The sequence below is a fragment of the Actinomycetospora callitridis genome, from assembly GCF_028737265.1.
In the GTDB taxonomy this organism is placed as follows: Bacteria; Actinomycetota; Actinomycetes; order Mycobacteriales; family Pseudonocardiaceae; genus Actinomycetospora; species Actinomycetospora callitridis.
This window is the reverse complement of sequence record NZ_JAQZAK010000001.1, coordinates 216,816-239,785: the sequence shown is the minus strand read 5'-3', so window position 1 is coordinate 239,785 and position 22,970 is coordinate 216,816. Positions and strand designations below refer to the sequence as shown.

Sequence of the window (22,970 nt, the reverse complement as noted above, 5' to 3'; positions counted from 1 at the left end):
CTACGTGCGTGATCTTCTGAGCCACCACTCAGAAGATCACGCACGTGTGGCCCGGGAGACGGATCACCCCGCGGATTCCGGGGAGGGGACCGGCCGGTAGGTTTCTCCGCGCCAAGCACGGTGGTTGAGACGATCACGCCACCGGTGGAGCTCCCCGGCGTGCCCTCGTGCCGCCCGGGGCGAGTCCCCGGGAGTGAACGCATGCCCGCCGTCGGCGACCCCCGTCCGTCCGCCGTCCCGGACCCCGGGCTGAACGTGGTCGCGGGCGCGATCGGCCGGCTCGCCGAGGCGCCCCCCAACACCGACGCGACCGACCGCGCCCTGTGGGCGGCCACCGGGCAGGCGCTGTCCGCCGCCCCCGGCGTCGCCGGGCGCGGTCTCACCGTGCTCCGCGACGGCACCCCGCTGTCGATCATGCGCGACCGCGCCCCGTTCAGCCGGCTCGAGGAGGTCCAGTACGCCGCGGACGCCGGGCCGGTCCCGGTCGCGCTGCGCGAGCACCGGGTCGTGGCCGTCGACACCCGCGCGGCGCGGTCCTGGGCGCCCTACGCGTCCTGCGCGGAGGAGCTCGGGGTCCGCTCCTGCCTGGTCGTGCCGCTCTCGGCCGCCGGCGAGGTGCTCGGCAGCCTGAACCTCTACGCCACCGATCCCGACGCCGACCTGCGCGCGGCCGTACCGATCGCGCGGCTCGCGGCCGACCTCGCCTCCACCGCCCTCGCCGCCGTCGCCCGCCACGCCGCGATGGCGAAGCTGGCCGAGGAGCTGCGCACCGCGCTCGAGTCGCGCGCGGTCATCGAGCAGGCGAAGGGCCTGCTCATGGCGCGCGGCACGAGCGACGGCGAGGCCTTCGCGCGGCTGCGGAGGCTCTCGCAGAACCACAACATCAAGCTCCGCGAGGTGGCCGCGCTCGTCGTCGACCTCGCGCAGCCGTGAATTTCAGGGCGCCGAGAACGCGAACCCGGGATAGCCGTCGGCGGCCAGCTGGTCGCAGTGCTGCCGGTAGGCCCCGACACCGCCGATGTAGGCCATGAACACCCGCGGCTTGCCGGGCACGTTGGAGCCCATGTACCAGGAGTCCGCCTGCGGGTAGAGCGTGTAGTCGCCGACCTCGCGGACGTGGTCGGTCCAGGCCCGCTCGGCCTCGTCGGTGGACTCGACGACGGTGTCCCCGCGCTGGTGGGCGTGGTGGACGGCGTCGGCGACGAAGTCCACGTGCTGCTCGATCGACACCATCATGTTCGACAGCACCGACGGGCTGCCGGGCCCGGTGATCGTGTAGAGGTTCGGGAACCCGGCGACCTGCAGGCCGAGGTGGGAGACGGGGCCGTCGGCCCACTTGTCGGTGAGCGCCCGCCCCTCCCGCCCGCGGATGTCGATCGCGGCCAGCGACCCGGTCATGGCGTCGAACCCGGTGGCGAACACGAGGTCGTCGACCTCGTACTCCCGCTCGCCGGTGCGCACGCCGCGCTCGGTGACCTCGGTCAGCGGGGCCTTCTTCAGGTCGACCAGGTGCACGTGCTCGCGGTTGAACGTCGCGTAGTACCCGGAGTCGAGGCAGGGGCGCTTGGTGCCGAAGGGGTGGTCGCGCGGGCACAACGTCTCGGCGGTCTCCGGGTCGTCGACGATCTCGCGGATCTTGCCGCGGACGAACTCCGCGGCGGTCTCGTTGGCGGCGGGGTCGACGATGCTGTCGGTGTACGAGGTGAGCAGCCCGACCAGGTTGCGCCCCCAGGTCGACTCGTACTGCGCGCGGCGCTCCTCCGGGTCGACCTCCAGCGCCGACTTCGTGGCCTCGGGCACGGGGACGCCGAAGCCCGACTCCCGCGCCGCCCGCCGGTGCTCGGGGTAGGTCTGCTTGCGCTGCGCCTGGGCCTCGTCGGAGAGCGGGGCGTTGTTCGCCGGCATGCTGAAGTTCGCCGTCCGCTGGAAGACCGTGAGGTCGGCGGCCTCGTCGGCGATCAGCGGGATGGCCTGGATGCCCGACGAGCCGGTGCCGATGACGGCGACGCGACGCCCGGTGAAGTCGACGCCCTCGTGCGGCCAGTGCGCCGTGTGCAGGGTCCGTCCCGCGAACCGGTCGATGCCCGGGATCTCCGGCAGCTTCGAGGTGGACAGGCAGCCGGTGGCCATCACCAGCTGCTCGGTGTCCCACCGCTCGCCCGACTCCGTCGTCACCGTCCAGCGGCCCTCGGCGTCGCGGAAGTGCGCCGACGCGACGCGGGTGTCGAGGCGGACGCCGTCGCGCAGGCCGAAGCGGTCGGCCACGTGGTGGACGTAGCGCAGGATCTCGGGCTGGGTCGGGTACTTCTCCGACCAGTCCCACTCCTGCTCGAGCTCCGGGGAGAACGAGTAGGAGTACTCCATGCTCTCGACGTCGCAGCGCGCGCCCGGGTAGCGGTTCCAGAACCAGGTGCCGCCGATGTCGCCGCCGGCCTCGAGCACGACGGCGTCGAGCCCGAGGCCGCGGAAGCGGTGCAGCATGTAGAGACCGGACAGGCCGGCGCCGACGACGAGGGCGTCGACGCGCCGGACGGCGGTGTCGGGACGGGTGGACTGCGTGAGGGTGTCGGTCACTGCGGTCACCTCCGGGTGAGCGGGGCCCTGATCGGGACGGCTGAGCTCAGGACGTCAGCTGCTTCGCGATCTGCTCGACGACGAAGTCCATCCCGACGGCGGCGCCGGGCAGGGTCAGCAGGGTGAAGAACCCGTGCATCTGGGCGGGGACGAGCAGCGTCGCGACGCTGGTCCCGGCCTCGGAGAGGCGGTCGGCGTAGGCCTGGCCCTCGTCGCGCAGCGGGTCGTGCTCGGCGAGCAGGACGGCCGCGGGGGGTAGCCCGCCGAGGTCCTCGGCGCGCAGAGGCGACGCGTCGGGCTCGCCCCGCTGCGCCGGGTCCGGGGCGTAGTGGCCCCAGAACCAGATCATGGCGGCGCGGCTGACGAGCAGCTGGTTGGCGGGGTCGACGTACGACGGCCGGTCGACGTTCGCGTCGGTGACGGGGTAGACGAGCACCTGCCCGGCGAGCGCCGGACCGCCGGCGTCGCGGGCGCGGCGGGCCACGACGGCGGCGAGGTTCCCGCCCGCCGAGTCGCCGGCGACGATCACCGGGACGCGTGCGCCGGCCAGCGTCTCGACGTGCTCGTCGACCCAGCGCAGCGCCGCCCACGCGTCGTCGACCGCCGTCGGGTACCGGTGCTCGGGCGCGAGCCGGTAGTCCACGAGCACCACGACGCAGCCGGTGCGCACGGCGAGGGTGCGACCGAGCGTCTCGACCTCGTCGAGCGCGCCGATCACCCAGCCCCCTCCGTGGTAGTAGACGACGACGCCGCGCGGGGTGCCCCCGGGCACGATCACCCGCACCGGGACGGGCGCCTCGGCCGGCTCCACGACGTGCTCGACGTCCGGCCCCGGCCCGTACATCTCGGCCAGCGCCGGCCCGAGACTGCGGGCCTGTTCCGGGGTCATGTCGCTGATGGGGGGCAGGCCGCTCTCCCCCAGCTGCGTCAGCAGCGCCGTGCTCGCCTCGTCGAGAGCCATGCACCCCGTCCCTTCGCTACCAAACGGCCGTTAGTTTAGTGTGGCGTGGTCCCGCTCACAACGGGTCGGGCCCACCGCGCGTGCCCGGTCACCGCCGCTCGGCTGTCGGCGTGCCGCAGGGCGAAGGCCCCGTCGTCGTACGCCACGGGCGTGACGACGTCGCCCGCGACCACCGTCGCGCGGAAACGGGCGTCGAACCCGAGCAGCGGCGCGTCCGGGTGGCGGGCGGTGAGGAAGCCCAGCGCGTAGGCGAGGTTCGCCGGGCCCTGGTTGACGCACGCCCGCCCGAACCCCAGCGCGGCCGCGGCGTCGGGGTCGAGGTGGATGGGGTTCGGGTCGCGCAGCAGGAGCGCCATCAGCTTCATCTCGTCGGCGCGGACGGTGAGCGGCTCGCCGGCGTGCCCAAGACCGGTGTGTCCGGCACCGGTGGGGGTCGGCGCCGCCGTCTCCGTCCGTGGGCCCTCCGGCGGCGCCACCACGTCACGGCGCGGCAGCAGGAAGCCGTAGGTCGCCGTGAGCACCGGGGCCCCGTCGCCCCGGACGAGATCGAGGACCACCTCGACCTCATCGACGGCGCCGAGCAGGCGGGACCGACGTCGCCGGACCGTGGTGACGCCGCCCCGCACCTCGTGGTCGACGCCGAGCACCAGGGGGCCCGCGCACCGGGCGCCGAACGTGCCGAGCAGCGGCCCCGTGTCGAGCGGGCAGCCGAGGGTCTCGAACAGCGCGGCGAGGGTCAGGCCCATGCCCCGCTGCGGCGCGAGGAACGCCCAGATCGGGTGCGGGCGCGGCGACCGGGGCGACCGCACGGCGTCGTGCAGGAGCAGGCTCTCGTAGCCCTCGACCCGGGAGGTGCCCCCGGGCAGCCGGAGGCCGGCGAGGTCCTCGGGCGCCGTCACACGCGGCTCGCCGGGCGCGGCGCCTCGGTGACCCCGGCCGCGGCCAGCTCCTCGGCGATCCGCGCCCGGAGTGCCACCTTGCGGATCTTCGTGCCGGACATCGGCCACTCCGCCACGAAGCGCACGTAGCGCGGCACGCGGAAGCTCGCGATGCGCCCGACGCAGTGCGCGATGAGCTCCTCGGCGGTGGCGGACGCCCCGGAGGCGAGCTGCACGAACGCCGCCGGCACCTCCACGTAGCGCGCGTCCGGGGCGGCGACCACGGCCACCACCCCGACCGCGGGGTGGGTGAGCAGGTGGTTCTCGATCTCGGCGGCCGACACGTTCTCGCCGCCGACCTTGAGCATGTCCTTGAGCCGGGAGCGGAACGTGACCCGCCCGTCGGCGTCGACGGTGACGACGTCGCCGGTGTGTACCCAGCCCTGCGCGTCGATCGTCGCGGCCGTCGCCTCGGGATCCCGGAAGTAGCCGTCGAACGCCGTCGGGCCCCGGAAGAGCAGCTCACCGGGGGTGTCGGGCGGCAGGTCGGCGCCGGTGTCCGGGTCGACGACGCGCACCGCCATGCCCGGCATCGGGTGCCCGCCGGTGGTCAGGCGCGCCTCGAGCGGGTCGTCGAGGTGGCCGAGGGCGAGGAACGCGGACGACTCGGTCATCGCCACGCAGGAGACGTGCACGGCCTGCGGCACGCGCGCCGCCATCGCCCGCAGCCGCTCGGGGACGCCGACGGCCATGACGAGCCGGATGCGGTGCAGGTCCCGCTCGGGCCAGTCCGGCCGGTCGAGCACCGGCAGCCAGATCGTCTCGAAGGCCGCGAGCGCGACGGTGATCCGCTCGGCCTCGAGCAGGGCGGGGGTGGACACGGGGTCGAAGTGCCCGGGGTGGACGAACGCGGCGCGCGCGGTGAGCGCGGCGACGGCGAAGGTGATCCCGCCGCCGTGGAAGAGCGGGATGGCGGTCCAGATCCGGTCGTCCGGGCCCAGCGCCATCCGCTCCGCGATCCCGGCCGCGAGCCGGACCAGCGCCTCGTGCGAGAGCAGCGCGCCCTTCGGCGCGGCGGTGGTGCCGGAGGTGTAGACGAGCACGGCGGGGTCGCGGACGCGGGTGCCGGCCTCGGCCCTCGCGACGTCGGCGGCCTCCCCGCCGGTGAGGTCGGCGAGCGTCACCAGCGCCCGCAGCTCCGGCGTCGGGCCGCTCCCGACTGCGCCGCGCGCCAGGTCGGCGAGGTCGGGGGCGCCTTGCCTCGGCGGCGCCGTCACCAGGAGCGCGGCGCCGGAGTGCACGACGACGTGGCGGACCTCGTCGGGCCGGTAGCGGGCGTTGACCGGCACGGCGACCGCTCCGACGCGCGTCACGGCGAGCAGCAGGGCGACGAGGTCGGCCGAGGCGGGCAGCAGCAGGGCCACCCGGTCGCCCGCCGTCACGCCGAGCGCGAGCAGCGCGGCGGCGTGGTGCACGGAGCGCTCCGCGAGGGCGCCGACGGTCAGGCGCTCGCCGTCGGCGAACACCAGCGCCTCGGCGTCGGGCTCGGCCGCCGCGGACTCGTCGACCAGCTCGAAGAGCGTGGTGACCCGCGGTCTCACGGCCGGCTCGCCGTCTCGACGGTCGCGCTGCCGTCGTGCACCACCGGCAGCGACGTCTGGGCCCGCGAGGCGATCGTGGGCAGGTACTCCGGCTCGCCCTCGACCCGCAGCCCCGGCAGGCGGCGCAGCAGCGTGCCGACGGCGATCCGGGTCTCGATGCGGGCGAGCTGGGCGCCGATGCAGGCGTGGACGCCGCGCCCGAAGGCGATGTGGGTGGCGCGGGAGCGCGCGAGGTCGACGGTGTCGGGGTCGGCGAACCGCTCGGGGTCCCGGTTGGCCCCGCAGAGCACGAGGTAGACGCGCTCGCCCGCCCGGATGGTGCGCCCGCGCAGCTCGTGGTCCTCGATCACCCAGCGGACCAGCACCTTGATCGGCCCCACGAGCCGCAGCGCCTCCTCGACCGCGGGGGCGACGAGGGCCGGGTCGTCGCGCACCCGGTCGCGCAGCTCCGTGTCGGCGGTCAGCAGGCGGACGGCGTTGGCGATGGCGTTGGTGGTGGTCTCGTGCCCGGCGAACAGCAGCAGCGCGCACATGCCGACGAGCTCGTCGTCGGAGAGGCCCGATCCGTCCGACCGGTCGTCCCCCGTGATCATCGCCGAGAGCATGTCGCCGCTCGGCTCGCGGCGGCGGTGCGCGACGAGGGCGCGGAAGTACTCGGCCATCTCCTCCAGCCCGCGCAGCGCCCGCTCGTGACGGTCCGGGCGCGCGTCGCCGCCGGCACCGAAGGCGACGAGGGCGAGCTCGTCGGACCAGGAGCGGAACCGGTCGCGGTCCTCGGGCGGGGCGCCGAGCATCTCGGCGATGACGATCGCGGGCAGCGGGTAGGCGACGCCCGCGACGAGGTCCGTCCCGCCCTCGGCGAGGAACGCGTCGAGGAGGTCGTCGACCAGCGTCTGGATGCGCTCCTCCATCGCCGCGATCTGCTGCTGCTTGAAGGCCGCGCCGGCCAGGCGCCGCAGCCGGGTGTGGGCGGGCGGGTCGGTGACGACCATCCACTCGCTGATCAGCCCGAGCATCTTCTGCGACGCGTCGCCCGACGGCTCGTCCCGCGCCGACATGAGCGGGCGGACCCGGTCCGACGAGAGCGCCGGGTTCTTGAACGCCGCGACGACGTCGTCGAAGCGCGTGAGGAGCCAGGCGCGGTGGGTCGGGCTCCAGTGCACGGGGTCGTGGGCGCGCAGGACCGCGGCGGCCCCGTCGGGATCGGCCACGGCCTCCGGGGTCAGCAGGTCGTCGGGCAGGTCGTTCACGGGGTGCCTCCCACCGGGACGGGCGTCGTGGCACGGACGTCGACGAGGCCCGGGCGCAGCACGTCGGTGACCAGCTCGAGGTGCCGGTCGACCACCTCGCCCGGCAGCCCACCGAGGTCGGCGAAGCAGAAGACGTCGGTGACGGGGAAGCCCTCGAGCGCGGCGAGCTGCTCGCGGACCGCGGCGACGGCGTCCTCACCGGTGAGGACGCGCAGCCTCGGGAAGGTGGTGTCGCCGGGCTTCGGGGCCGCGTCGTCGTTGCCCTGGTACGACTCCCGGTTGCGGCGGGCGGCCGCGCGGACCTCGGCCTTCGCGGCGTCCGGGTCGTCGGCGAGCAGGACGTTCACCAGGCCGCCGAGCCGGCCCTGCTCCCGCGGCCACCCGCCGGCGGCGAGCCCCTCGGCGTAGGGGGCGACCAGGGCCGGGTCGAGCCAGAGCAGCCCGGCGCCGACCCGTCCCGCCAGCCGGGCCCCGCGGGGACCGCGCGCGCCGACCCAGGTGGGCAGCGGGTCCTGCACGGGCGCCGGCGTCACGGTGCCGTCGGCCCACAGCCCGGGCAGGCGGCGCAGGTGGTCCTCGAGCGTCGTGTAGCGGGCGCGGTGGTCCGCGCCGACCCGCGCGAACTCCTCGGCCCGCCAGCCCGCCCCGACGCCGAGCTCGAGCCGGCCGCCGGAGACGAGGTCGACCACGGCCGCCTGCTCGGCGAGGGTCTCGACGGGGAGCATCGGCGCGATCACGACGCCGGTGCCGATCCGCAGGGTGTGCGTGCGCGCAGCGATCGCGGCGGCGGCGGTCAGCGGGGCGGGGAGGTAGCCGTCGGCGAACCCGTGGTGCTCGGTGACCCACGCGGCCTCGAGCCCGCGGCGCTCGGCGTCGGCGACGCGGTCGAGCGTGCGGCGGTAGACGTCGGCGCCCGACGCACCCGGCGGGATGCGCAGGTCGAGGTAGAGCCCGACGCGTGTCACCGCGTGGCCCCGGCAGGCGTGAGGGCGCGCAGGAGCCCGAGGCGGTCGCGGACGACGTGTCCGGCGACGACCCGTCCGTCGGCGACGGCGACGACCGCCGCGGCGTGGAGCGTCGCGGGCGCACCGACGTGCTCGTCGGCCCCGTCGAGGCCCCCGCGGAACGCCCCCGACACCGTCACGTGGACCGCGGCCCGGTCGCCGGCGCTGAACAGGTCGTCGACCACCACGGCGTCGGGCTCCACGAGCGTCGCGGGGTGCCGGCCGTCGTCCACGACGACGCCGCCCAGCGTCGGCATCCCCTGCTCCGCCCAGGCCCGAGCGACCCGCTCGGTGCCGGCGTCGGGCTCCCGGGCCACGGTGTCCCAGGGCGCCGGGGCGGGCGGGGGCACCGTGTCGGGCACGCCCTCGGCGAGCTGGCGGCGGCGGGCGAGGTAGTCCTGCTCGACGCGGTTGGCGGTCAGCCGCCGCCCGTTCCAGGCGTACAGCCCGATCCCGCCCCACACCGCGACGGCCCCGTCGTGGCGCACCGAGGCGCCGTGCTCGGAGAAGCGCAGGGCGAGGCGCTCGCCGTTGCTCACCACCTCGTGGACCGTGAGCCCGAGCCCGGGGAACTGCTCGAGCTGCTTGCGCGTCGCGGGCTTGTAGGCCTCCTCGCGGCCGGCGACGACGTGCGGGCCCATGCGCAGGACGTAGTCCGGCTCCATGATCTCGTCGCAGACGGCGAGGTCGTGGGAGTTCGTGTAGTCGACGACGTAGCGGCGCATCAGGGCCACGAAGGGGTCCATCAGCGTCCCTCGAACCGCGGCGGGCGCTTCTCGGTGAAGGCGGCGATGCCCTCGGCGGTGTCGGCGGTCTCCTGCAGCATCGTGACCGCTTCGAGCGAGTAGCCGGTCTCCCCGCGATCGACCCCCCGGTTGATCATCTGCTTGCCGACGCGCACCGCCAGCGGCGCGGCGCGGGCGATGCGCTCGCCGAGCGCGACGGCCTCGTCGAGCAGGGTGTCGTGGGGCACCACCCGCTGCACCAGGCCGATGCGCTCGGCCTGCGCGGCGTCGACGCGCTCGCCGGCGAGCACCATCCACTTCGTCCAGTGCCGGCCCATCACCGCGGGCCCGCGCAGCACCCCGAAGCCGGGCACGAGCCCGATCGCGCTCTCGGGCATCGCGAAGCTCGCGCGGTCGGAGGCGAGCACGAGGTCGCAGGCCAGCGCGAGCTCGCAGCCGCCGCCGAAGGCGTAGCCGTTGACGGCGGCGACGACGGGCAGCGCGCACTCCTCGACCGCCGCGAACGTGCGCAGGCAGTCGGCCTGGAACGCGCGCTTGGCCGCCGCGCCGTCGAGGTCGCCGAAGCCGGCGATGTCCCCGCCGGCGGAGAACGCCTTGTCGCCGGCCCCGGTGAGCACCACCGCGCGCGTCGTGCCGTCCGCCTCGAGGCGGGCGAGCGCCTCGCGCATCTGGGGCCAGAACGCCTCGGTGAGCGCGTTGTGCTTCTCCGGCCGGTCGAGGTGGATGACCGCGACCGGTCCGTCGGCCTTGACGGTGATCTCGGTGTACTCGGCGTGCGTCACGATCGACCTCCCCGGTGGCCCACCCGGTGCGGCCGCTCCCCCCAGGCGATCTCGATGCTCGTGGCGATCACGTGCCGCGTGGCGGCCGGCGCGATGACGTCGTCCAGCGACAGGTGCGCCGCGGCCTCCCACGGCTCGGACTCGGCGACCCACTCGGCGGTCAGCTCGGCGGCCCGCACGTCGCGGGCGTCCGGGCCCTCGTCGGCGAGGAGCCGGTCGAGGGCGCGGCGGTGCACGGTGCGGATGCCGGTCTCGGGCGCCATGAAGCCCATCTCCGCCGTGGGCCAGGCGTAGAGGAAGTCGGGGCCGGTCGGGCGCCCGCCCATGGCGAAGTGCCCGCCGCCGTAGGCCTTGCGCAGCACGACCCCGACCCGCGGGACCGACGCCCGCGCGATGCGCGAGACGGTGCGCTCGTAGGCGTGCAGGATCCCCGAGCGCTCGGCCTGGCTGCCGATCATCAGCCCCGGGACGTCGTGCAGGAACACCAGCGGCAGCCCGAACGTGTCGCACAGGTCGACGAAGTCGTGCTCCTTGGCCAGCGAGTCCGCATCGAGCGCGCCCGCGCGCACGAGCGGCTGGTTGGCGATGATCCCCACCGGCCGACCCTCGATGCGGGCCAGCGCGCAGAGCAGGCTCGGCCCCCACCCGTCGGCCCACGGCAGCACGGACTCCGCGTCGGCGACGGCGGCGAGCACCTCGCGCATGTCGTAGCCCGCGCGGGCGCCGGTGGGGACGACGTCGGCGAGCTCGGCCGGGTCGCGGGCCGGCGCCACGGGCTCCGACGCCGGCGCCGGGAGCGCGGCGTTCGAGGGCAGGTAGGACAGGAAGGCGCCGAGGGCGTCGAGCGCGTCGGCCTCGGTGTCGACGACGAGGTGGGCGTTGCCGGCGGCCGTCGCGGCCTCGGGGCCGCCGAGCTCGTCGTCGGTGACGCGCTCGCCGATCGCGGGCTCGACCACCGACGGCCCGGACAGGGCCACGGACGACCCGCGGGTCATGACGACGTAGTGGGCGGTGGCGGCGTGCAGCGCCGAGTCGCCGTAGGACGGGCCGAGGACCGCCGCCGCCCGCGGCACCGCGGGGCTGCCGTCGGTGGCGCCGAGGAAGCTGGTGAAGTCGAGCGGGAGACCGGAGAACCGCCAGCCCATGACGTCGGGCATCCGTCCGCCGTCGGCGTCGCAGAGCAGCACGAGCGGGAAGCCGCCGTGCTGGGCGTGCTCGATGAGCCGGCCCTGCTTGCGCATGCTGATCGGCGCCGTCGTGCCGGCGACGGCGGTGGCGTCGATCCCGATGACGCCGACCCGGCGCCCGTCGAGCGTGCCGAACCCGGTCACCACGGCGTCGCCGGGCACCGGCTTCTCGCGGCGGATCTCCGGCTCGGCGAGCGCGCCGATCTCGAACCAGGTGCCGGGGTCGACGAGCGCGGCGACCCGGTCGCGGACGACCATCCGGCCCGACGCCCGGTGCTTCGCGATCGCCTGCTCGCCGCCCATCGCCTCGGCGGCCTCGCGCCGGCGGGCCAGCTCGTCCAGCGCCTCGGTCATGCCGGACCGTGCCGCGTCGGGTGCCGTGGCGTCGGGGGCCTCGTGCGCGGGGGTCTGCCCGTGCGGCACCGGCCCCTGGCCGTTGGCGACTGGCACCGTTCCTCCCCGCGTGACGTGGCTCTCCCGGCGACCGTAATCTACCATCCGGTCGTTTGGTAGATGGCGCACCAGAGGAGGCCGCTCATGGAGCGTGTGGGGCCCGGCCCGGTGCTCGTCGCCAACCGCGGTGAGGTCGCCGTGCGCATCCTGCGGGCTTGCCGCGAGCTGCGCCTGCCCTCGATCGTGGTCTACACCGACGTCGACGCGGGCGCGCTGCCCACCCGGGTCGCGGACACCGCGGTGCGCGTGGCGTCGTACCTCGACGTCGACGCCGTCGTCGGTGCGGCGCTCGCCCACGGTGCGCGGGCCGTGCACCCGGGCTACGGCCTGCTCGCCGAGGACGCGGGGTTCGCGCGGGCGGTCACCGACGCCGGCCTGGTGTTCGTCGGCCCGCCCGCGGAGGTGGTGGCGGCCATGGGCGACAAGGTGCGCGCGCGGGCGCTCGCGCGGGAGTGTGCGGTGCCGGTGCTGGACGGCACCGACGAGGCGGTCGAGGCCGTCGACGCCGGGGACGCCGCCGCGCGGATCGGCTTCCCGTTGCTGGTCAAGGCCGCGCACGGCGGCGGGGGACGCGGGATGCGGGTCGTCGCAGGCCCCGACGAGCTGCCCGGCGCCCTGGCCGCCGCGGGCCGCGAGGCGGCCGCCGCGTTCGGGCGGGGCGAGGTGTTCCTCGAGCGTCACGTCGCCCGCGCGCGCCACGTCGAGGTGCAGGTCCTCGCCGACCACCACGGCGCCGTCGCCGTCCTCGGTGACCGCGACTGCACCGTGCAGCGCCGCCACCAGAAGCTGCTCGAGGAGGCGCCCGCCCCCGACCTGCCCGACGCCGTGCGCACCGAGCTGCACGCGGCCGCCCGGCGGCTCGCGGCGACCGTCGGGTACCGCGGCGCGGGCACCGTGGAGTTCCTCGTCGACCGCGACACCGGCGCCCCGGCGTTCCTCGAGATGAACACCCGGCTGCAGGTCGAGCACGGGGTCACCGAGATGGTCACGGGCGTCGACCTCGTGGTCGCCCAGCTCCGGATCGCGGACGGGGAGCCGCTCGACGAGGTCCTGGGGGGCGCGGTCCTCGATGGCCGGGTCGTCGTGCGGGGCCACGCGGTCCAGGCGCGGATCGCCGCCGAGGACCCGTGGGAGGGCTTCCGCCCGGCGCCGGGGCGGGTCGGGGCGCTGACGCTGCCGTCGGGGCCGTGGGTGCGCTGCGACCTGGGCGTGGAGGCGGGGGACGCGGTGCCCGGGGCGTACGACTCGCTGCTCGGCAAGGTGCACGCCTGGGGCCCGGACCGCGCCACCGCGTGCGCCCGCCTGGCCGCCGCGCTCGACGACCTCGTCCTCACCGGCGTGCCCACCACCGCGCCCTACCTGCGCGCGGTGCTCGACCGCCCCGACCACGCCGCGATGGAGCACGACACCGGCAGCGTCGAGCGGGACTGGGCGCCGGAGGCCACGGCCCGACCGACGCTCGCGCCGACCGGGGAGCCCGCCACCGCCCGCGCCGTCCACCTCGCCACCGACCGCGACCCGCTGGCGCTGCGCGTCCCCCGCCACCGCGCGGGCGCGACGGGTACCGCCACCGCCGCGGTGGCGTCCCGCCCGGAGCGCAGCGGACCGGCCCTGGGGTCGACGCCGACCGGCGACCCGGTGGCGCCGATGGACGCGACCGTCGTCGAGGTCGTCGTCGCGCCGGGCGACGACGTCGCCGCCGGCGCGGTGCTCGTCGTGCTGGAGGCGATGAAGATGGAGCTCCCGGTCCGGGCGTCCCGGGCGACCCGCGTGGACGTCGTGCACGTCGCGCCGGGCGACCGCGTCACGGCCGGGGACGCGCTGGTCGCGGTGACCCCAGCGGTGCCCGAGCCATGAGTGTCGACGTCCCGGCGACCTCGCCCGAGATCACGGGCACCTGATCCCCGTCCCGGCGCCAACGCGCGTGGATGACGCGCCCCTGATCTCCCACGGTGCACCGCCCCGCTCATGATCAACGGGGAGTTCGCGCGCGTAGAAGCAGCGAACAGCGCGTTCGTTGCAACAGGAGGGGCGCGCGTCAGGCCCCGACGGCCGCCTCGCGCGCCACGAGGGCGTCGGCGGTGGCGACGCCGTGCACCGCCATCGCCGCGAGCTGGGCGGCGATCTCCTCGGGGGTCGAGGGGCCGTCGGCCCGGAACCAGCGGTACACCCAGTTCGTCGAGCCGAGGATGGACAGCCCGGCCACCCGGGGGTCGACGTCCGGACGGGCCAGGCCCTCGTTCTGGGCCTCGGCGACGAGGTCGCGGAAGACGCCCTGGTAGGCGTGGCCGCTGCCGAGGATCTCCTCGCGGCGCGCGGTCGGCAGCGCCTCGAGCTCGTGCAGGAACACCGCCGTCGGCACGAGGTTGCGGCAGGCGTGCTCGACGTGGGCGCGGATGGTGCGCTCGAGGCGGTCCAGGGGGTCGCCCTCGGAGGCGGCCGCGGCGCGCACCACGGCGTAGCCCTCCCGGTGCACCTCGCTGATCACCTCGAAGAGCAGGTCCTCCTTGGACTGGATGTAGTAGTAGAGGCTGCCCTTGAGCATCCCCAGGCGGTCGGCGATGTCCTGCAGCGAGGCGCCGTCGTAGCCCTTCTCGTAGAACACCTGGGTGGCCACCTCGAGCAGCTGCGCCCAGCGTTCCTCACGGGGCTTGCGCTCCCCGGCGGCCCGGCGCTCGCTACGTCCCGCCGGGCGGCGGTCCTGTGCCATGGTCTGCTCCCTGGTCGAGACGCTCACGACGACGCCCCGGTGCGCCCGACCACCATACGGTCGTTAGGTTGCCCGGAGCGGCTCACCCCGCCGTGCGGCTCACCCCGCCGTCAGGTGGCGACGCGACAGCCGCGGCGCCTCGGTGATCCCGCGGTCGGTCAGGTCCGCCGCGATCCTCTCGCGCAGCGCCCCCTTCTGGATCTTCGTGCCGGACATGGGCCAGGCGTCGACGAACTCGACGTAGCGCGGCGCCTTGTACGTCGCGAGCGCCTCCAGGCAGTGGTCGACGAGCTCGCGACCGAGGGCCTCCCGGTCGGCGTCCCGGAACGCCGGCGCCAGCTCGACGAACGCGGCGGCGACCTCGCCCAGACGGGCGTCGGGGGCTGCGACCACCGCCACGACCCCGACCGCGGGGTGCTCGGCGAGACGTCCCTCCACCTCGGCCGCCGCGACGTTCTCCCCGCCGACCTTGAGCATGTCCTTGAGTCGGCTGACGAACGTGAACCGGCCGGCGGCGTCGCGGCGCACGAGGTCGCCGGTGTGGAACCAGCCGTCGGCGTCGATGCGCTCGGCCGTCGTTCCGGGGTCCCCGTGGTAGTACGCCATCCGCGAGACGCCGCGGTGCAGGAACTCGCCGACCTCGCCCGGCGCGCACTCCCGGCCGGTCTCGGGGTCGCGGACCGTCGCCTCCATCCCGGTCAGCGGCACCCCGCTCGTGCCCGCCCGCGCCTCGGGTGGGTCGTCCACCGAGCCCACGCAGCAGAAGCCGGCCGACTCCGTCCCGCCCAGGCACGAGATCTGCACCGCGGTCGGCAGCCTCGCCTGCATCGCGGCCATCCGCTCGGCGGGCCCCACGTTGATCACCGTGCGCAGGTCCGGGACCGCCGCCGGCACGAACTCGGGGTGGTCGAGCACCGGCAGCCAGATCGTGTCGAACGCCGGGAACGCGACGGTGGCGCGCTCGTCGACGAGCTGCCGCCACGCGACGTCCGGGGCGAACGCGCCGACGTGCACGAGCGTGCAGGCCGCCGCCAGCGAGCCCATGAGCAGGTCGATCCCGCCGCAGTGGTGCAGCGGCAGCGGGGTCCAGAACCTGTCGTCGGGTGTCAGGCGCAGCCGCTCGACGAGGTTCTCCCCGAGCGCGGCGTAGGCGGCGTGCGTGTGCACGCAGCCGCGCGGGCGCGACGTCGTCCCGGAGGTGTAGAGCAGGATCATCGGGTCGTCCGGGGCGACGTCCACGGCGGGCGCGTCGTCCGGGTGCCCGGCCAGCTCGGCGGGCGTCGTGGCGCCCACGCCGGCGAGCCCGAGGAGCTCGGGGGACGCCACCACCACGGCGGGGTCCGCGTCGTCGCGCAGCCACGCCACCTCGTCGGGCGTGCCGCGGTGGTTGACCGGCGTGGGCACCGCGCCGAGCATCGCCGCCGCCACCGTGCCCACCACGGCGTCCAGCCCGCCGGGCAGCACGAGCAGCACCCGGTCCCCCCGGCGCACCCCGCGGGCGTGCAGCCCGGCCGCCCACGACCGGGCCGTCTCCCGGACCGCGGGCCAGGTCGCCCGCTCGGTGGGGAAGACGACCTCGCGCGTCGGCGAGCGCTCCGCCGCGTCGTCGAGCAGGTCGGGCAGGGTGCGCCGCACCCTCACGCCGGCACCTCCTGCCCCGGCATCGTCACGGAGCCGCCGAGGGCCTCGACCAGCGTGATCGGGTCGAAGTGCTCGGCGAACCAGGTGATCACCCCGGCGCGCACCTGGAACCTCGCGATGTAGGAGTTCCGGTAGGGCCTGTCGGTGGTGAGGATGCGCGCGTCGCTGGCGTACTGCGCGACGATCGAGCCCGGGTCGTCGGCCAGCGCGTCGAGCCGGTAGTCGTGGAAGCGCAGCGGCGTGATCATCGCGGGCAGGCCGGCGAAGAACGCCGTGACGTCGTCCTTGCCCTCGACCCGCCGCGGGAACCCCGGCGGCGCGTACGGCAGGTCCATGACGACGTCGGCGGCGAACGTCTCCGCGAGCGCGTCGAGGTCCAGGGCCCCGACCGCGTCGAGGTAGCGCCGCACGACCTCCGTGGCGTCGCGGCTCATGCCCCGAACCCCTCCATCTGCGGGGCCGTCAACGGCGAGATCACGCGGCTGGCGATCTTCCAGCCGTCCGCCGTGCGCCGGTAGGTGTCGACGTTCAGGGCCGCCGCCCTGATCGACGCCCCGCCCGTCGTACGTCCTTCGGCGAGCACGTAGTTGGTGCCGTGCGCGTGGTCGTCGTCGTCGAACTCGACGACGTGGTTGGTCATGATGTGGAACTGCTCGGCCATCGACCCGGCGTCGCGCTCGAAGAACGCCAGGACCTGGTCGCGGCCCTCGTAGCGCTCCAGCCCCACGCCCGTCGCGTCCCACACCGCGTCGTCGGTGTAGGCCGACAGCGCCTCCTTGGGGTCGAAACGGTCCAGCCCGCGCGCGTAGAGATACGTCGCCTGGACGATCTCGGCGCGGTCGTCGGCGTTCGGCATCGGTGTCCCCGTCAGTCGTAGATGATCACGCCGCGCACGTTCTTGCCGTCGTGCATGTCGCGGAACGCCTGGTTGATGTCGTCGAGCGTGTAGGTGCGGGTGATCAGCTCGTCGAGCTTCAGCTCGCCGCGCAGGTAGAGGTCGGCGAGCAGCGGCACGTCGGTGCGGCTCGTGGTCGTGCCGTAGAGGGAGCCCTGCAGCCGCTTGCCGGACATGGCGAACGTGAACAGGTCGAACGGCACGTCGCGCTGCAGCACGGGGGCGGCGCCGGTGAGCACCATCGTGCCGCCGCGCCGCGTCATCTCCTGCGCGGGGTTCATGAGGTCGCCGGTGACCACGCCGACGGTGATGATCACGCGGTCGGCGCCCTGGCCGTTCGTCAGGCCCTCGACGATCTGCCCGGCCTCCTCGTAGTCCTTCGCGACGTGGGTGGCGCCGAACTCGACGGCCTTCTCGCGCTTGAACGGCGCGGGGTCGACGGCGACGACGTGGCGGGCGCCCTTGTGCCGCGCACCCTGCAGCGCGTTCATCCCGACGCCGCCGGTGCCGACCACCACGACGGTGTCGCCGAGCTCGATCTCGGCGGCGTACACCGACGAGCCCCAGCCCGTCGGCACCCCGCACCCGATGAGCGCGGCCTTGTCCAGCGGCATCTCCTCGGGGATCGGGACCACGGCGTCGAGCGGGGCGACGACATAGGGCGCGAACGTCCCGAGGTAGGACATGCACCCCACGCCCTGGCCACGCGCGTGCACCCGGTGCGTGCCGTCGGGCGCCACGCCGGCGAGCACACCGGCGCCCAGCTCGCACATGTTCGACTTGCCCTTGACGCACATCCGGCACCGCCCGCACGAGGGCAGGAACGACAGGACGACGTGGTCGCCGGGCTTCACCGCCGTGACGCCCGGGCCGACCTCCTCGACGATCCCGGCGCCCTCGTGCCCTCCGAGCACCGGCGACCACGGCAGCGGGATGTCACCGGTGTCGAGGTGGTCGTCGGAGTGGCAGACGCCCGACGCCGCCAGCTTGATCAGCGCCTCGTGGGCCTTCGGCGGGTCGAGCTCGATCTCCTCGACGCTCCACCCCGACCGTGTGCCGGGTTCCCAGAGCAGGGCTCCTCGTGTCTTCACTGGTCACTCCACTCGTCGGGGGTGCTCACTTGATCGCCGCGCCGGCGTCGACGGGCAGCGTCGCGCCGGTGATGTAGCGGGCCTCGTCGGACAGCAGGAACAGCACGGCGTTCGCGACGTCCACGGACTCGATCCACGGGATCTCGAGCGCGTTGAGCGACGTGAACCCGGCGATCGCCTTGTCCTGCGTGGGCTCCGGGTCGCCGGGCGCGAACATCCCCCACGTCCCCGGGTTCTGGATCATGTGCGTGTCGACGTTCGTCGGGTGCACGGTGTTGACGCGGACGCGGTGGGGCGCGAGCTCGTTGGCGAGGTTGCGCATCAGGCCGACGATCCCGTGCTTCGCCGAGACGTAGTGGCCGACCTGCTGGATGCCCTTGAAGCCGCCGATCGAGCTGGTGAACACCATGGCCCCGCCGCGGTCACCCTCGATGAGCTGCGGGATCGCGGCCTTGGCGGTGTGCCAGACGCCGGTGAGGTTGACGTCGATCATGTCCTGCCACGTCGCCTCGTCGAGCTCCCACGCGCGCCCGTAGCTCGCGATGCCCGCGTTGGCGACGACGCCGTCGAGCCGCCCGAGCTCCGCGACGCCGTCGGCCACGGCCGCGTCCAGCGCCGCCTGGTCGCGGACGTCGGCGACCCGGGCGACGACCCGGCGGTCGAGCTTCTCGACCTCGACGACGGTCTGGTCGAGGTCCTCGCGCGTCGCCGGCGGATACTTGCCGACGACGGTGTCGATCCCCGCGCAGAGGTCGACCGCGATGATGTCGGCGCCCTCCTGCGCGAGCCGGACCGCGTGCGCGCGACCCTGACCGCGCGCCGCCCCGGTGACGAGGACGACCTTGCCCTCCATGCGTCCGGTCACGAGATCTTCTCCTTCAGACCGAGCGCCCGCGCTCGCCCCAGTACGGGGCGCGCAGGTCGCGCTTGAGGATCTTGCCGGTGGGCGCCTTGGGCAGCTCGGGGACGAACTCCACCGAGCGCGGCTTCTGGTACGACGCGAGGTGCGCCCGGGCGGTCTCGACGATGTCGGACTCCGTCGCGCTCGTGCCCGGCTTGAGCACGACGAACGCCTTGACGCTCTCGCCCCACTCCTCGTCCGGGACGCCGATGACCGCGCACTCCAGGACCGCCGGGTGGTGGTTGACGGCCTCCTCGACCTGCACCGAGTAGATGTTCTCGCCGCCCGAGATGATCATGTCCTTGGCGCGGTCGACGATGAACACGTAGCGGTCGGGGTCCCAGGTGGCGAGGTCGCCGGTCCACATCCAGCCGTCGCGCAGCGTGTCGGCGGTGAGGTCGGGGCGGTTCCAGTAGCCGGCCATGTTGGCCTCGGAGCGCACGACGATCTGGCCGACCGTGGCCCCGTCCGTCGGCACCGGGCGGCCGTCGAGGTCGACGACCCGCACCGACGTCACGAAGCCCTCGCGCCCGCACGACTGCAGCCGCTCGGGGTGGACCCCGTTGACCGCGGCGTGGTGGTCCTCCTGGGAGAGGAAGCACATCGTCGTGCCCTCGGTCTGCCCGTAGCCCTGGATCAGCGTGCACGGGAAGGCCTGCAGCGCGTTCTTGACCACCGCCGAGGGCATCGGCCCGCCGCCGTACTGGATGTTGCGCAGGCTCGCGATGTCGTAGCCCGAGAAACCGGGCACGGCCATCATCCAGTTGAGCATCGTGGTGATGCCGAGGAACGCCGAGACGCGCTCCGCCTCGATGATCTCCAGGGACCGCTTGGCCTCGAAGTTCATGAGCACCAGCGGGCAGCCGTGGCGCATGTAGTTCATCGAGAGCACCACGGGGATGTGGTACATCTGGCCGGTCAGCATGTAGACGTCGGTCGGGACGATGCGCTCGGCGACGGTCTGGTTGAGCATCCCGAACGACGCGCTGCGGTGGGTGTGCAGCGCGCCCTTGGAGGCGCCGGTGGTGCCGCCCGTGTAGAGGATGAAGAACGGGTCGTCGTCCCCGACGCTCGCCGAGTCGGTCGGCTCGTCGTCCGACGACGCGGCCAGCAGGTCCTCGTACGACCCGTCGCCGCCCGGCCCGTACGACAGCCAGTGCTCGACGTCCACCTGCGTCGCGAGCTCGCGCCCGGCGTCGGTCCACTCCCCCGCGACGACGATCGCGCGCGGCGCCCCGTCGGCGACGATGCGGGACAGCTCGCCCACCCCGAGACGCCAGTTCAGGGGCTGGACGACGAGGCCCGCACGCCCGGCCGCGTAGTAGATCTCCTGGAACTCGGTGGAGTTCTTCGCGAGCACGGCCACGCGGTCGCCACGCTGCAGCGCCAGGCCGTCGGGGCGCGGGCCGCGCAGGCCGTTGGCGAGGCGGCGGACGCGCTCGTCGAGCTCGGCCCAGGTGGTGCGGCGCTCGGTCGTGGTGTCGACGACGGCGTCACCGCGCGGGGTCAGCGCCGCCCACTTCTCGGGGATGCGGCCGATGTTGACCATGGTCAGTAGGGGAGGTCGAGGTAGACGTAGCGGTCGGCGATGAACCAGGCGCCGTCCCGGTGGACGAGCTGGTCGCGGTACCAGCCGCTGGAGAGCACCCGGATCGCGCCGTCCTCGATCGAGAGCAGCGTCAGGTTGGTGACCGTGATGGCCTCGTCGTCGGTGTCCTTCTCGAACCAGAGGTTCGACAGGTTGTGCCGGCGCTGGTCGGTCTGCGCGGCCATCGAGTCGGCGTGCAGCGATCGGATCGCCGCCCGGCCCTCGAACGGGCCGACCAGGTCGCCGTCGCGCCCGATGCGCAGGCTCATGCGGGCGTCCTCGGTGAAGCAGGACGCGATGAGGTCGGGGTCGGCCTCGTCGTAGCCCCAGGAGGCCTTGCCGAGGAGGTTCTCGATGTGGGGGCGTGCGGTCATGGTCGTTCCTCCGCTGCGGGCGTGAACTGGAGGTGCAGGCTGCTCGGGGCTCGGGTGAACACCCCGGACTCCGGCGGCGGGGCGCCGTCGGCGAAGCGGATGTCGGTCATCGCGTCGAGGAGGTCGTTGACCCCGACCTCGATCTCGAACAGCGACAGCAGCGCCCCGACGCAGAAGTGCCGTCCGAGGCAGAAGGCGAGGTGGTCGGCCGCGGCGGAGAATGCGCGCGACCCGTCGAGGTCCGCGCGCAGGACGTCGAACACCTCGGGCCGGTCGAAGCGGCGATCGTCGCGGTTGGCGGCGCCGATGAGGCACGTGACCGTCCGGCCCGCCTCGACGATCCCGCCCGAGAGCGCCACGTCCTCCGCGGGCTGCCGCATGATCATGTGCACCGGTGGCGACCAGCGCAGCGTCTCGGCGAACGCGGCGGGGATCAGCGACCGGTCGGCGCGCACCGCCTCGAGCTGCTCGGGATGGGCGACGAGGTTGGCCACCAGGCTCGTGACGGCCTTGTCGGTGGTCTCGCCGCCCGCGGTCAGTAGCAGGCTGCAGAACGCCTTGATCTCCTCGTCGGTCATCGACTCGCCGTCGATCTCGGCCGCGCAGAGCGTGGAGAGCAGGTCGTCGCCGGGGTTCGCGCGACGCTCCCGGATCGCCGGGATCATGTACTGCTCGAACTCGTCCTTGGTCCGCAGACCCTCCGCGGCCACGGCCTCGTCGCCGGCGAGGTTCCCGAGGAACCCCATGATCGACGTGTACCAGGCGTGGAAGCGGGCGTGGTCGGTGCGCGGGAGCCCGAGCATGTCGACGATGACGTTGATCGGGAAGCGCGTCGCGAAGGCGTCGACGAGGTCGACCCGACCCTCGTTCCGGAACGCGTCCACGAGCTCGCGCGAGTTGCGCCGGATCGTCGGCCCGAACTGCTCCTGCAGCGCCTTCCCGCGGAACGCCGGCGCCACCAGCGCGCGGTGCATGGAGTGCTCGCGGCCCTCCATCTGCAGGATCGTGCGCCCGTGCACCGGCTCGAGCTGCCAGGCGTAGTTCTCGCTCGTGAACACGGGCTCCTTGAACGCCCGCTGCACGTCGTCGTAGCGGCTGATCACGTATGTCTGCATCGCGTCGTGCCACACGAGCGGGAACTCGTCGCGGAGCAACCGGTACGCCGCGTACGGGTCCCGGGCGAACTCCGCCGAGAGGATGTCCGGCGGTTCGAGCGTGGCCGTCATGGGTCCCCCGACCTGCGCAGACGTCGATGTCGCGCTATCTACCGATCGTTTGGTACGCGTCGAGAGACTAGCATCACACCCCTCCGGGTCAAGGGCGATCCCGGTGGCCCGGGCGACGTCGTCCATCCGGTGATCAGCAGACCGAAAGTGACCGTCGAGGGACCCGCGCGGGTGCCTTTCCGCCTGGTGATCATGGGAAGGGGACGGCGAGCTCGCGGGCACGCCGCGCGAGGGCCACGCGGACCCGGTGGACGAACCCGCGTGGGTCGACGAACAGGTCGTGGGCCGTCACCGGGAGCACGAGCCATCCGCACCCGGCCAGCTCGGTGGTCCGCACGGCGTCTCGTCGCCACTGCTTCTTCTCGGTGCGGTGGTGGTCGCCCTGGTACTCGAGGGCCGTCAGCAATTCACGCCAGCCGAAGTCGACGCGCCCGACGAACCACCCGGCGTCGTCGTGCACGACGAGCTGCGGGACCGGCTGTGGGATGGGCGCGGCGCGCAGGATCAGACGCATCCTGGTCTCCGGTGGCGACTCCGCCCGCGCGTCGGCGTCCGCCACCACGGCCACCAGCCGGCGTCGACCTCGCGGGTTGTCGCGCAGGACCGGGTGGTCGAGCAGCTCGTCGGGGTGGAACCCGAACGCGTGCGCCAGCGCGTCGACGGCGATCACCCCGTCGACGTGGCCCGCGCGGGACGCGAGGTCCACCGCGGTCCGTATCGGTGACGTCACCGGCACACCGTCGACGCACCCCACCTCGCGCTCGCCGAGCACGTCCTGCCTCAGGAGCAGGCCCGCGCGGGCGCGTCGGACATGCCGCGGGCCGACGACGAGCTCGACCGGCCTGGCGCCCTCGGGGGCGGCGTCCACCCCGTGCACGAGGAGCGCCGACCATCCGCCGACGACCGCGCCGGGCACCTCGAGTGCTGCGGCGCGGACCCGCATCCGGTCGTCGACCGGCACGTCGGCGGCTACGTACGTGTCCCGCCCGAGCTCGCGGAAGCCGGGGCCACGCAGGCGCCGGCGGGTGGTGAGGCCGGCGCCGATCGCCGCCGACCCGCGGAAGGGGATGTCGAGGTCCACACGGGGTTGGAGTGGCGCCGGGGGCCC

Annotated in this window: 21 protein-coding genes; 2 read left to right on the top strand and 19 right to left on the bottom strand. The window is 74.4% G+C overall.

The window, feature by feature from the left end; all coding sequences use genetic code 11:
* The first annotated feature begins 201 nt into the window (after nt 1-201).
* Nucleotides 202-933: a GAF and ANTAR domain-containing protein gene (locus PH191_RS01200; RefSeq protein WP_274192806.1), complete on the top strand. Its 732-nt coding sequence runs from the start codon at nt 202-204 to the stop codon at nt 931-933.
* 3 nt (nt 934-936) lie between these two features.
* Here PH191_RS01200 and PH191_RS01195 read toward each other — a convergent pair whose 3' ends face one another.
* From PH191_RS01195 to PH191_RS01155, 9 genes are read right to left on the bottom strand one after another with little or no spacing between them, the layout of a single operon-like run.
* The gene (locus tag PH191_RS01195) at nt 937-2,574 is read right to left on the bottom strand and encodes a flavin-containing monooxygenase (RefSeq protein WP_274192805.1); all 1,638 of its coding nucleotides are present in this window, start codon (nt 2,572-2,574) and stop codon (nt 937-939) included.
* A gap of 46 nt (nt 2,575-2,620) precedes the next feature.
* The gene (locus PH191_RS01190; protein WP_274192804.1) at nt 2,621-3,535 is read right to left on the bottom strand and encodes an alpha/beta hydrolase; all 915 of its coding nucleotides are present in this window, start codon (nt 3,533-3,535) and stop codon (nt 2,621-2,623) included.
* A 35-nt stretch (nt 3,536-3,570) separates the two neighbouring features.
* The gene (locus PH191_RS01185; RefSeq protein WP_274192803.1) at nt 3,571-4,434 is read right to left on the bottom strand and encodes a MaoC family dehydratase; all 864 of its coding nucleotides are present in this window, start codon (nt 4,432-4,434) and stop codon (nt 3,571-3,573) included.
* Nucleotides 4,431-6,014 (bottom strand): class I adenylate-forming enzyme family protein, encoded by a 1,584-nt coding sequence (locus PH191_RS01180; RefSeq protein WP_274192802.1) that lies wholly within the window; start codon nt 6,012-6,014, stop codon nt 4,431-4,433. Before PH191_RS01180 ends, PH191_RS01185 begins: the two co-directional genes overlap by 4 nt.
* Nucleotides 6,011-7,264: a cytochrome P450 gene (locus tag PH191_RS01175; protein ID WP_274192801.1), complete on the bottom strand. Its 1,254-nt coding sequence runs from the start codon at nt 7,262-7,264 to the stop codon at nt 6,011-6,013. Before PH191_RS01175 ends, PH191_RS01180 begins: the two co-directional genes overlap by 4 nt.
* The gene (locus tag PH191_RS01170) at nt 7,261-8,229 is read right to left on the bottom strand and encodes an LLM class flavin-dependent oxidoreductase (RefSeq protein WP_274192800.1); all 969 of its coding nucleotides are present in this window, start codon (nt 8,227-8,229) and stop codon (nt 7,261-7,263) included. The genes PH191_RS01175 and PH191_RS01170 overlap by 4 nt, the downstream gene beginning before the upstream one ends.
* On the bottom strand, nt 8,226-9,014 hold the full coding sequence (locus PH191_RS01165; RefSeq protein WP_274192799.1) for an ester cyclase: 789 nt from the start codon (nt 9,012-9,014) through the stop codon (nt 8,226-8,228). The genes PH191_RS01170 and PH191_RS01165 overlap by 4 nt, the downstream gene beginning before the upstream one ends.
* Nucleotides 9,014-9,796 carry an enoyl-CoA hydratase/isomerase family protein gene (locus tag PH191_RS01160; protein WP_274192798.1) on the bottom strand — a complete coding sequence of 261 codons (783 nt, stop codon included), beginning with the start codon at nt 9,794-9,796 and terminating at the stop codon, nt 9,014-9,016. Before PH191_RS01160 ends, PH191_RS01165 begins: the two co-directional genes overlap by 1 nt.
* A complete protein-coding gene (locus PH191_RS01155) occupies nt 9,793-11,433 on the bottom strand; it encodes an acyl-CoA carboxylase subunit beta (RefSeq protein WP_274192797.1) in 1,641 nt (546 codons plus the stop codon). The genes PH191_RS01160 and PH191_RS01155 overlap by 4 nt, the downstream gene beginning before the upstream one ends.
* An 87-nt stretch (nt 11,434-11,520) precedes the next feature.
* Between PH191_RS01155 and PH191_RS01150 the strand changes: the two genes are divergently transcribed.
* Nucleotides 11,521-13,293, top strand: coding sequence for an ATP-binding protein (locus PH191_RS01150; RefSeq protein WP_274192796.1), 1,773 nt, complete (start codon nt 11,521-11,523; stop codon nt 13,291-13,293).
* Nucleotides 13,294-13,474: 181 nt separating this feature from the next.
* On the opposite strand, the gene PH191_RS01145 is transcribed toward PH191_RS01150, so the two are convergent.
* The 10 genes from PH191_RS01145 to PH191_RS01100 form a co-directional block, all read right to left on the bottom strand.
* Nucleotides 13,475-14,146 (bottom strand): TetR/AcrR family transcriptional regulator, encoded by a 672-nt coding sequence (locus tag PH191_RS01145; RefSeq protein ID WP_274192795.1) that lies wholly within the window; start codon nt 14,144-14,146, stop codon nt 13,475-13,477.
* Between the two features lie 99 nt (nt 14,147-14,245).
* A complete protein-coding gene (locus PH191_RS01140) occupies nt 14,246-15,787 on the bottom strand; it encodes a class I adenylate-forming enzyme family protein (RefSeq protein WP_274192794.1) in 1,542 nt (513 codons plus the stop codon).
* On the bottom strand, nt 15,784-16,221 hold the full coding sequence (locus tag PH191_RS01135) for a nuclear transport factor 2 family protein (RefSeq protein WP_274192793.1): 438 nt from the start codon (nt 16,219-16,221) through the stop codon (nt 15,784-15,786). The genes PH191_RS01140 and PH191_RS01135 overlap by 4 nt, the downstream gene beginning before the upstream one ends.
* Entirely contained in the window at nt 16,218-16,643 is a 426-nt protein-coding gene (locus PH191_RS01130; protein WP_274192792.1) for a nuclear transport factor 2 family protein, read from the bottom strand. The genes PH191_RS01135 and PH191_RS01130 overlap by 4 nt, the downstream gene beginning before the upstream one ends.
* A gap of 11 nt (nt 16,644-16,654) precedes the next feature.
* The gene (locus tag PH191_RS01125; protein WP_274192791.1) at nt 16,655-17,773 is read right to left on the bottom strand and encodes an NDMA-dependent alcohol dehydrogenase; all 1,119 of its coding nucleotides are present in this window, start codon (nt 17,771-17,773) and stop codon (nt 16,655-16,657) included.
* 25 nt (nt 17,774-17,798) lie between these two features.
* On the bottom strand, nt 17,799-18,638 hold the full coding sequence (locus tag PH191_RS01120; protein ID WP_274192790.1) for a mycofactocin-coupled SDR family oxidoreductase: 840 nt from the start codon (nt 18,636-18,638) through the stop codon (nt 17,799-17,801).
* Nucleotides 18,639-18,651: 13 nt separating this feature from the next.
* Nucleotides 18,652-20,223, bottom strand: a complete 1,572-nt coding sequence (locus PH191_RS01115; RefSeq protein WP_274192789.1) for an AMP-binding protein — start codon at nt 20,221-20,223, stop codon at nt 18,652-18,654.
* 2 nt (nt 20,224-20,225) lie between these two features.
* The gene (locus tag PH191_RS01110; protein WP_274192788.1) at nt 20,226-20,636 is read right to left on the bottom strand and encodes a nuclear transport factor 2 family protein; all 411 of its coding nucleotides are present in this window, start codon (nt 20,634-20,636) and stop codon (nt 20,226-20,228) included.
* Entirely contained in the window at nt 20,633-21,862 is a 1,230-nt protein-coding gene (locus tag PH191_RS01105) for a cytochrome P450 (RefSeq protein ID WP_274192787.1), read from the bottom strand. Before PH191_RS01105 ends, PH191_RS01110 begins: the two co-directional genes overlap by 4 nt.
* 190 nt (nt 21,863-22,052) lie before the next feature.
* Nucleotides 22,053-22,943, bottom strand: a complete 891-nt coding sequence (locus PH191_RS01100) for a type IV toxin-antitoxin system AbiEi family antitoxin (protein ID WP_274192786.1) — start codon at nt 22,941-22,943, stop codon at nt 22,053-22,055.
* Nucleotides 22,944-22,970 lie beyond the last annotated feature (27 nt).

What these genes read in the sequence shown, in the direction of transcription:
- PH191_RS01200 (WP_274192806.1), top strand. Translation starts at nt 202, where the DNA reads ATGCCCGCCGTCGGCGACCCCCGTCCGTCCGCCGTCCCGGACCCCGGG.
- PH191_RS01190 (WP_274192804.1), bottom strand. Translation starts at nt 3,535, where the DNA reads ATGGCTCTCGACGAGGCGAGCACGGCGCTGCTGACGCAGCTGGGGGAG.
- PH191_RS01165 (WP_274192799.1), bottom strand. Translation starts at nt 9,014, where the DNA reads ATGGACCCCTTCGTGGCCCTGATGCGCCGCTACGTCGTCGACTACACG.
- PH191_RS01150 (WP_274192796.1), top strand. Translation starts at nt 11,521, where the DNA reads ATGGAGCGTGTGGGGCCCGGCCCGGTGCTCGTCGCCAACCGCGGTGAG.
- PH191_RS01145 (WP_274192795.1), bottom strand. Translation starts at nt 14,146, where the DNA reads ATGGCACAGGACCGCCGCCCGGCGGGACGTAGCGAGCGCCGGGCCGCC.
- PH191_RS01135 (WP_274192793.1), bottom strand. Translation starts at nt 16,221, where the DNA reads ATGAGCCGCGACGCCACGGAGGTCGTGCGGCGCTACCTCGACGCGGTC.
- PH191_RS01130 (WP_274192792.1), bottom strand. Translation starts at nt 16,643, where the DNA reads ATGCCGAACGCCGACGACCGCGCCGAGATCGTCCAGGCGACGTATCTC.
- PH191_RS01115 (WP_274192789.1), bottom strand. Translation starts at nt 20,223, where the DNA reads ATGGTCAACATCGGCCGCATCCCCGAGAAGTGGGCGGCGCTGACCCCG.
- PH191_RS01110 (WP_274192788.1), bottom strand. Translation starts at nt 20,636, where the DNA reads ATGACCGCACGCCCCCACATCGAGAACCTCCTCGGCAAGGCCTCCTGG.
- PH191_RS01105 (WP_274192787.1), bottom strand. Translation starts at nt 21,862, where the DNA reads ATGACGGCCACGCTCGAACCGCCGGACATCCTCTCGGCGGAGTTCGCC.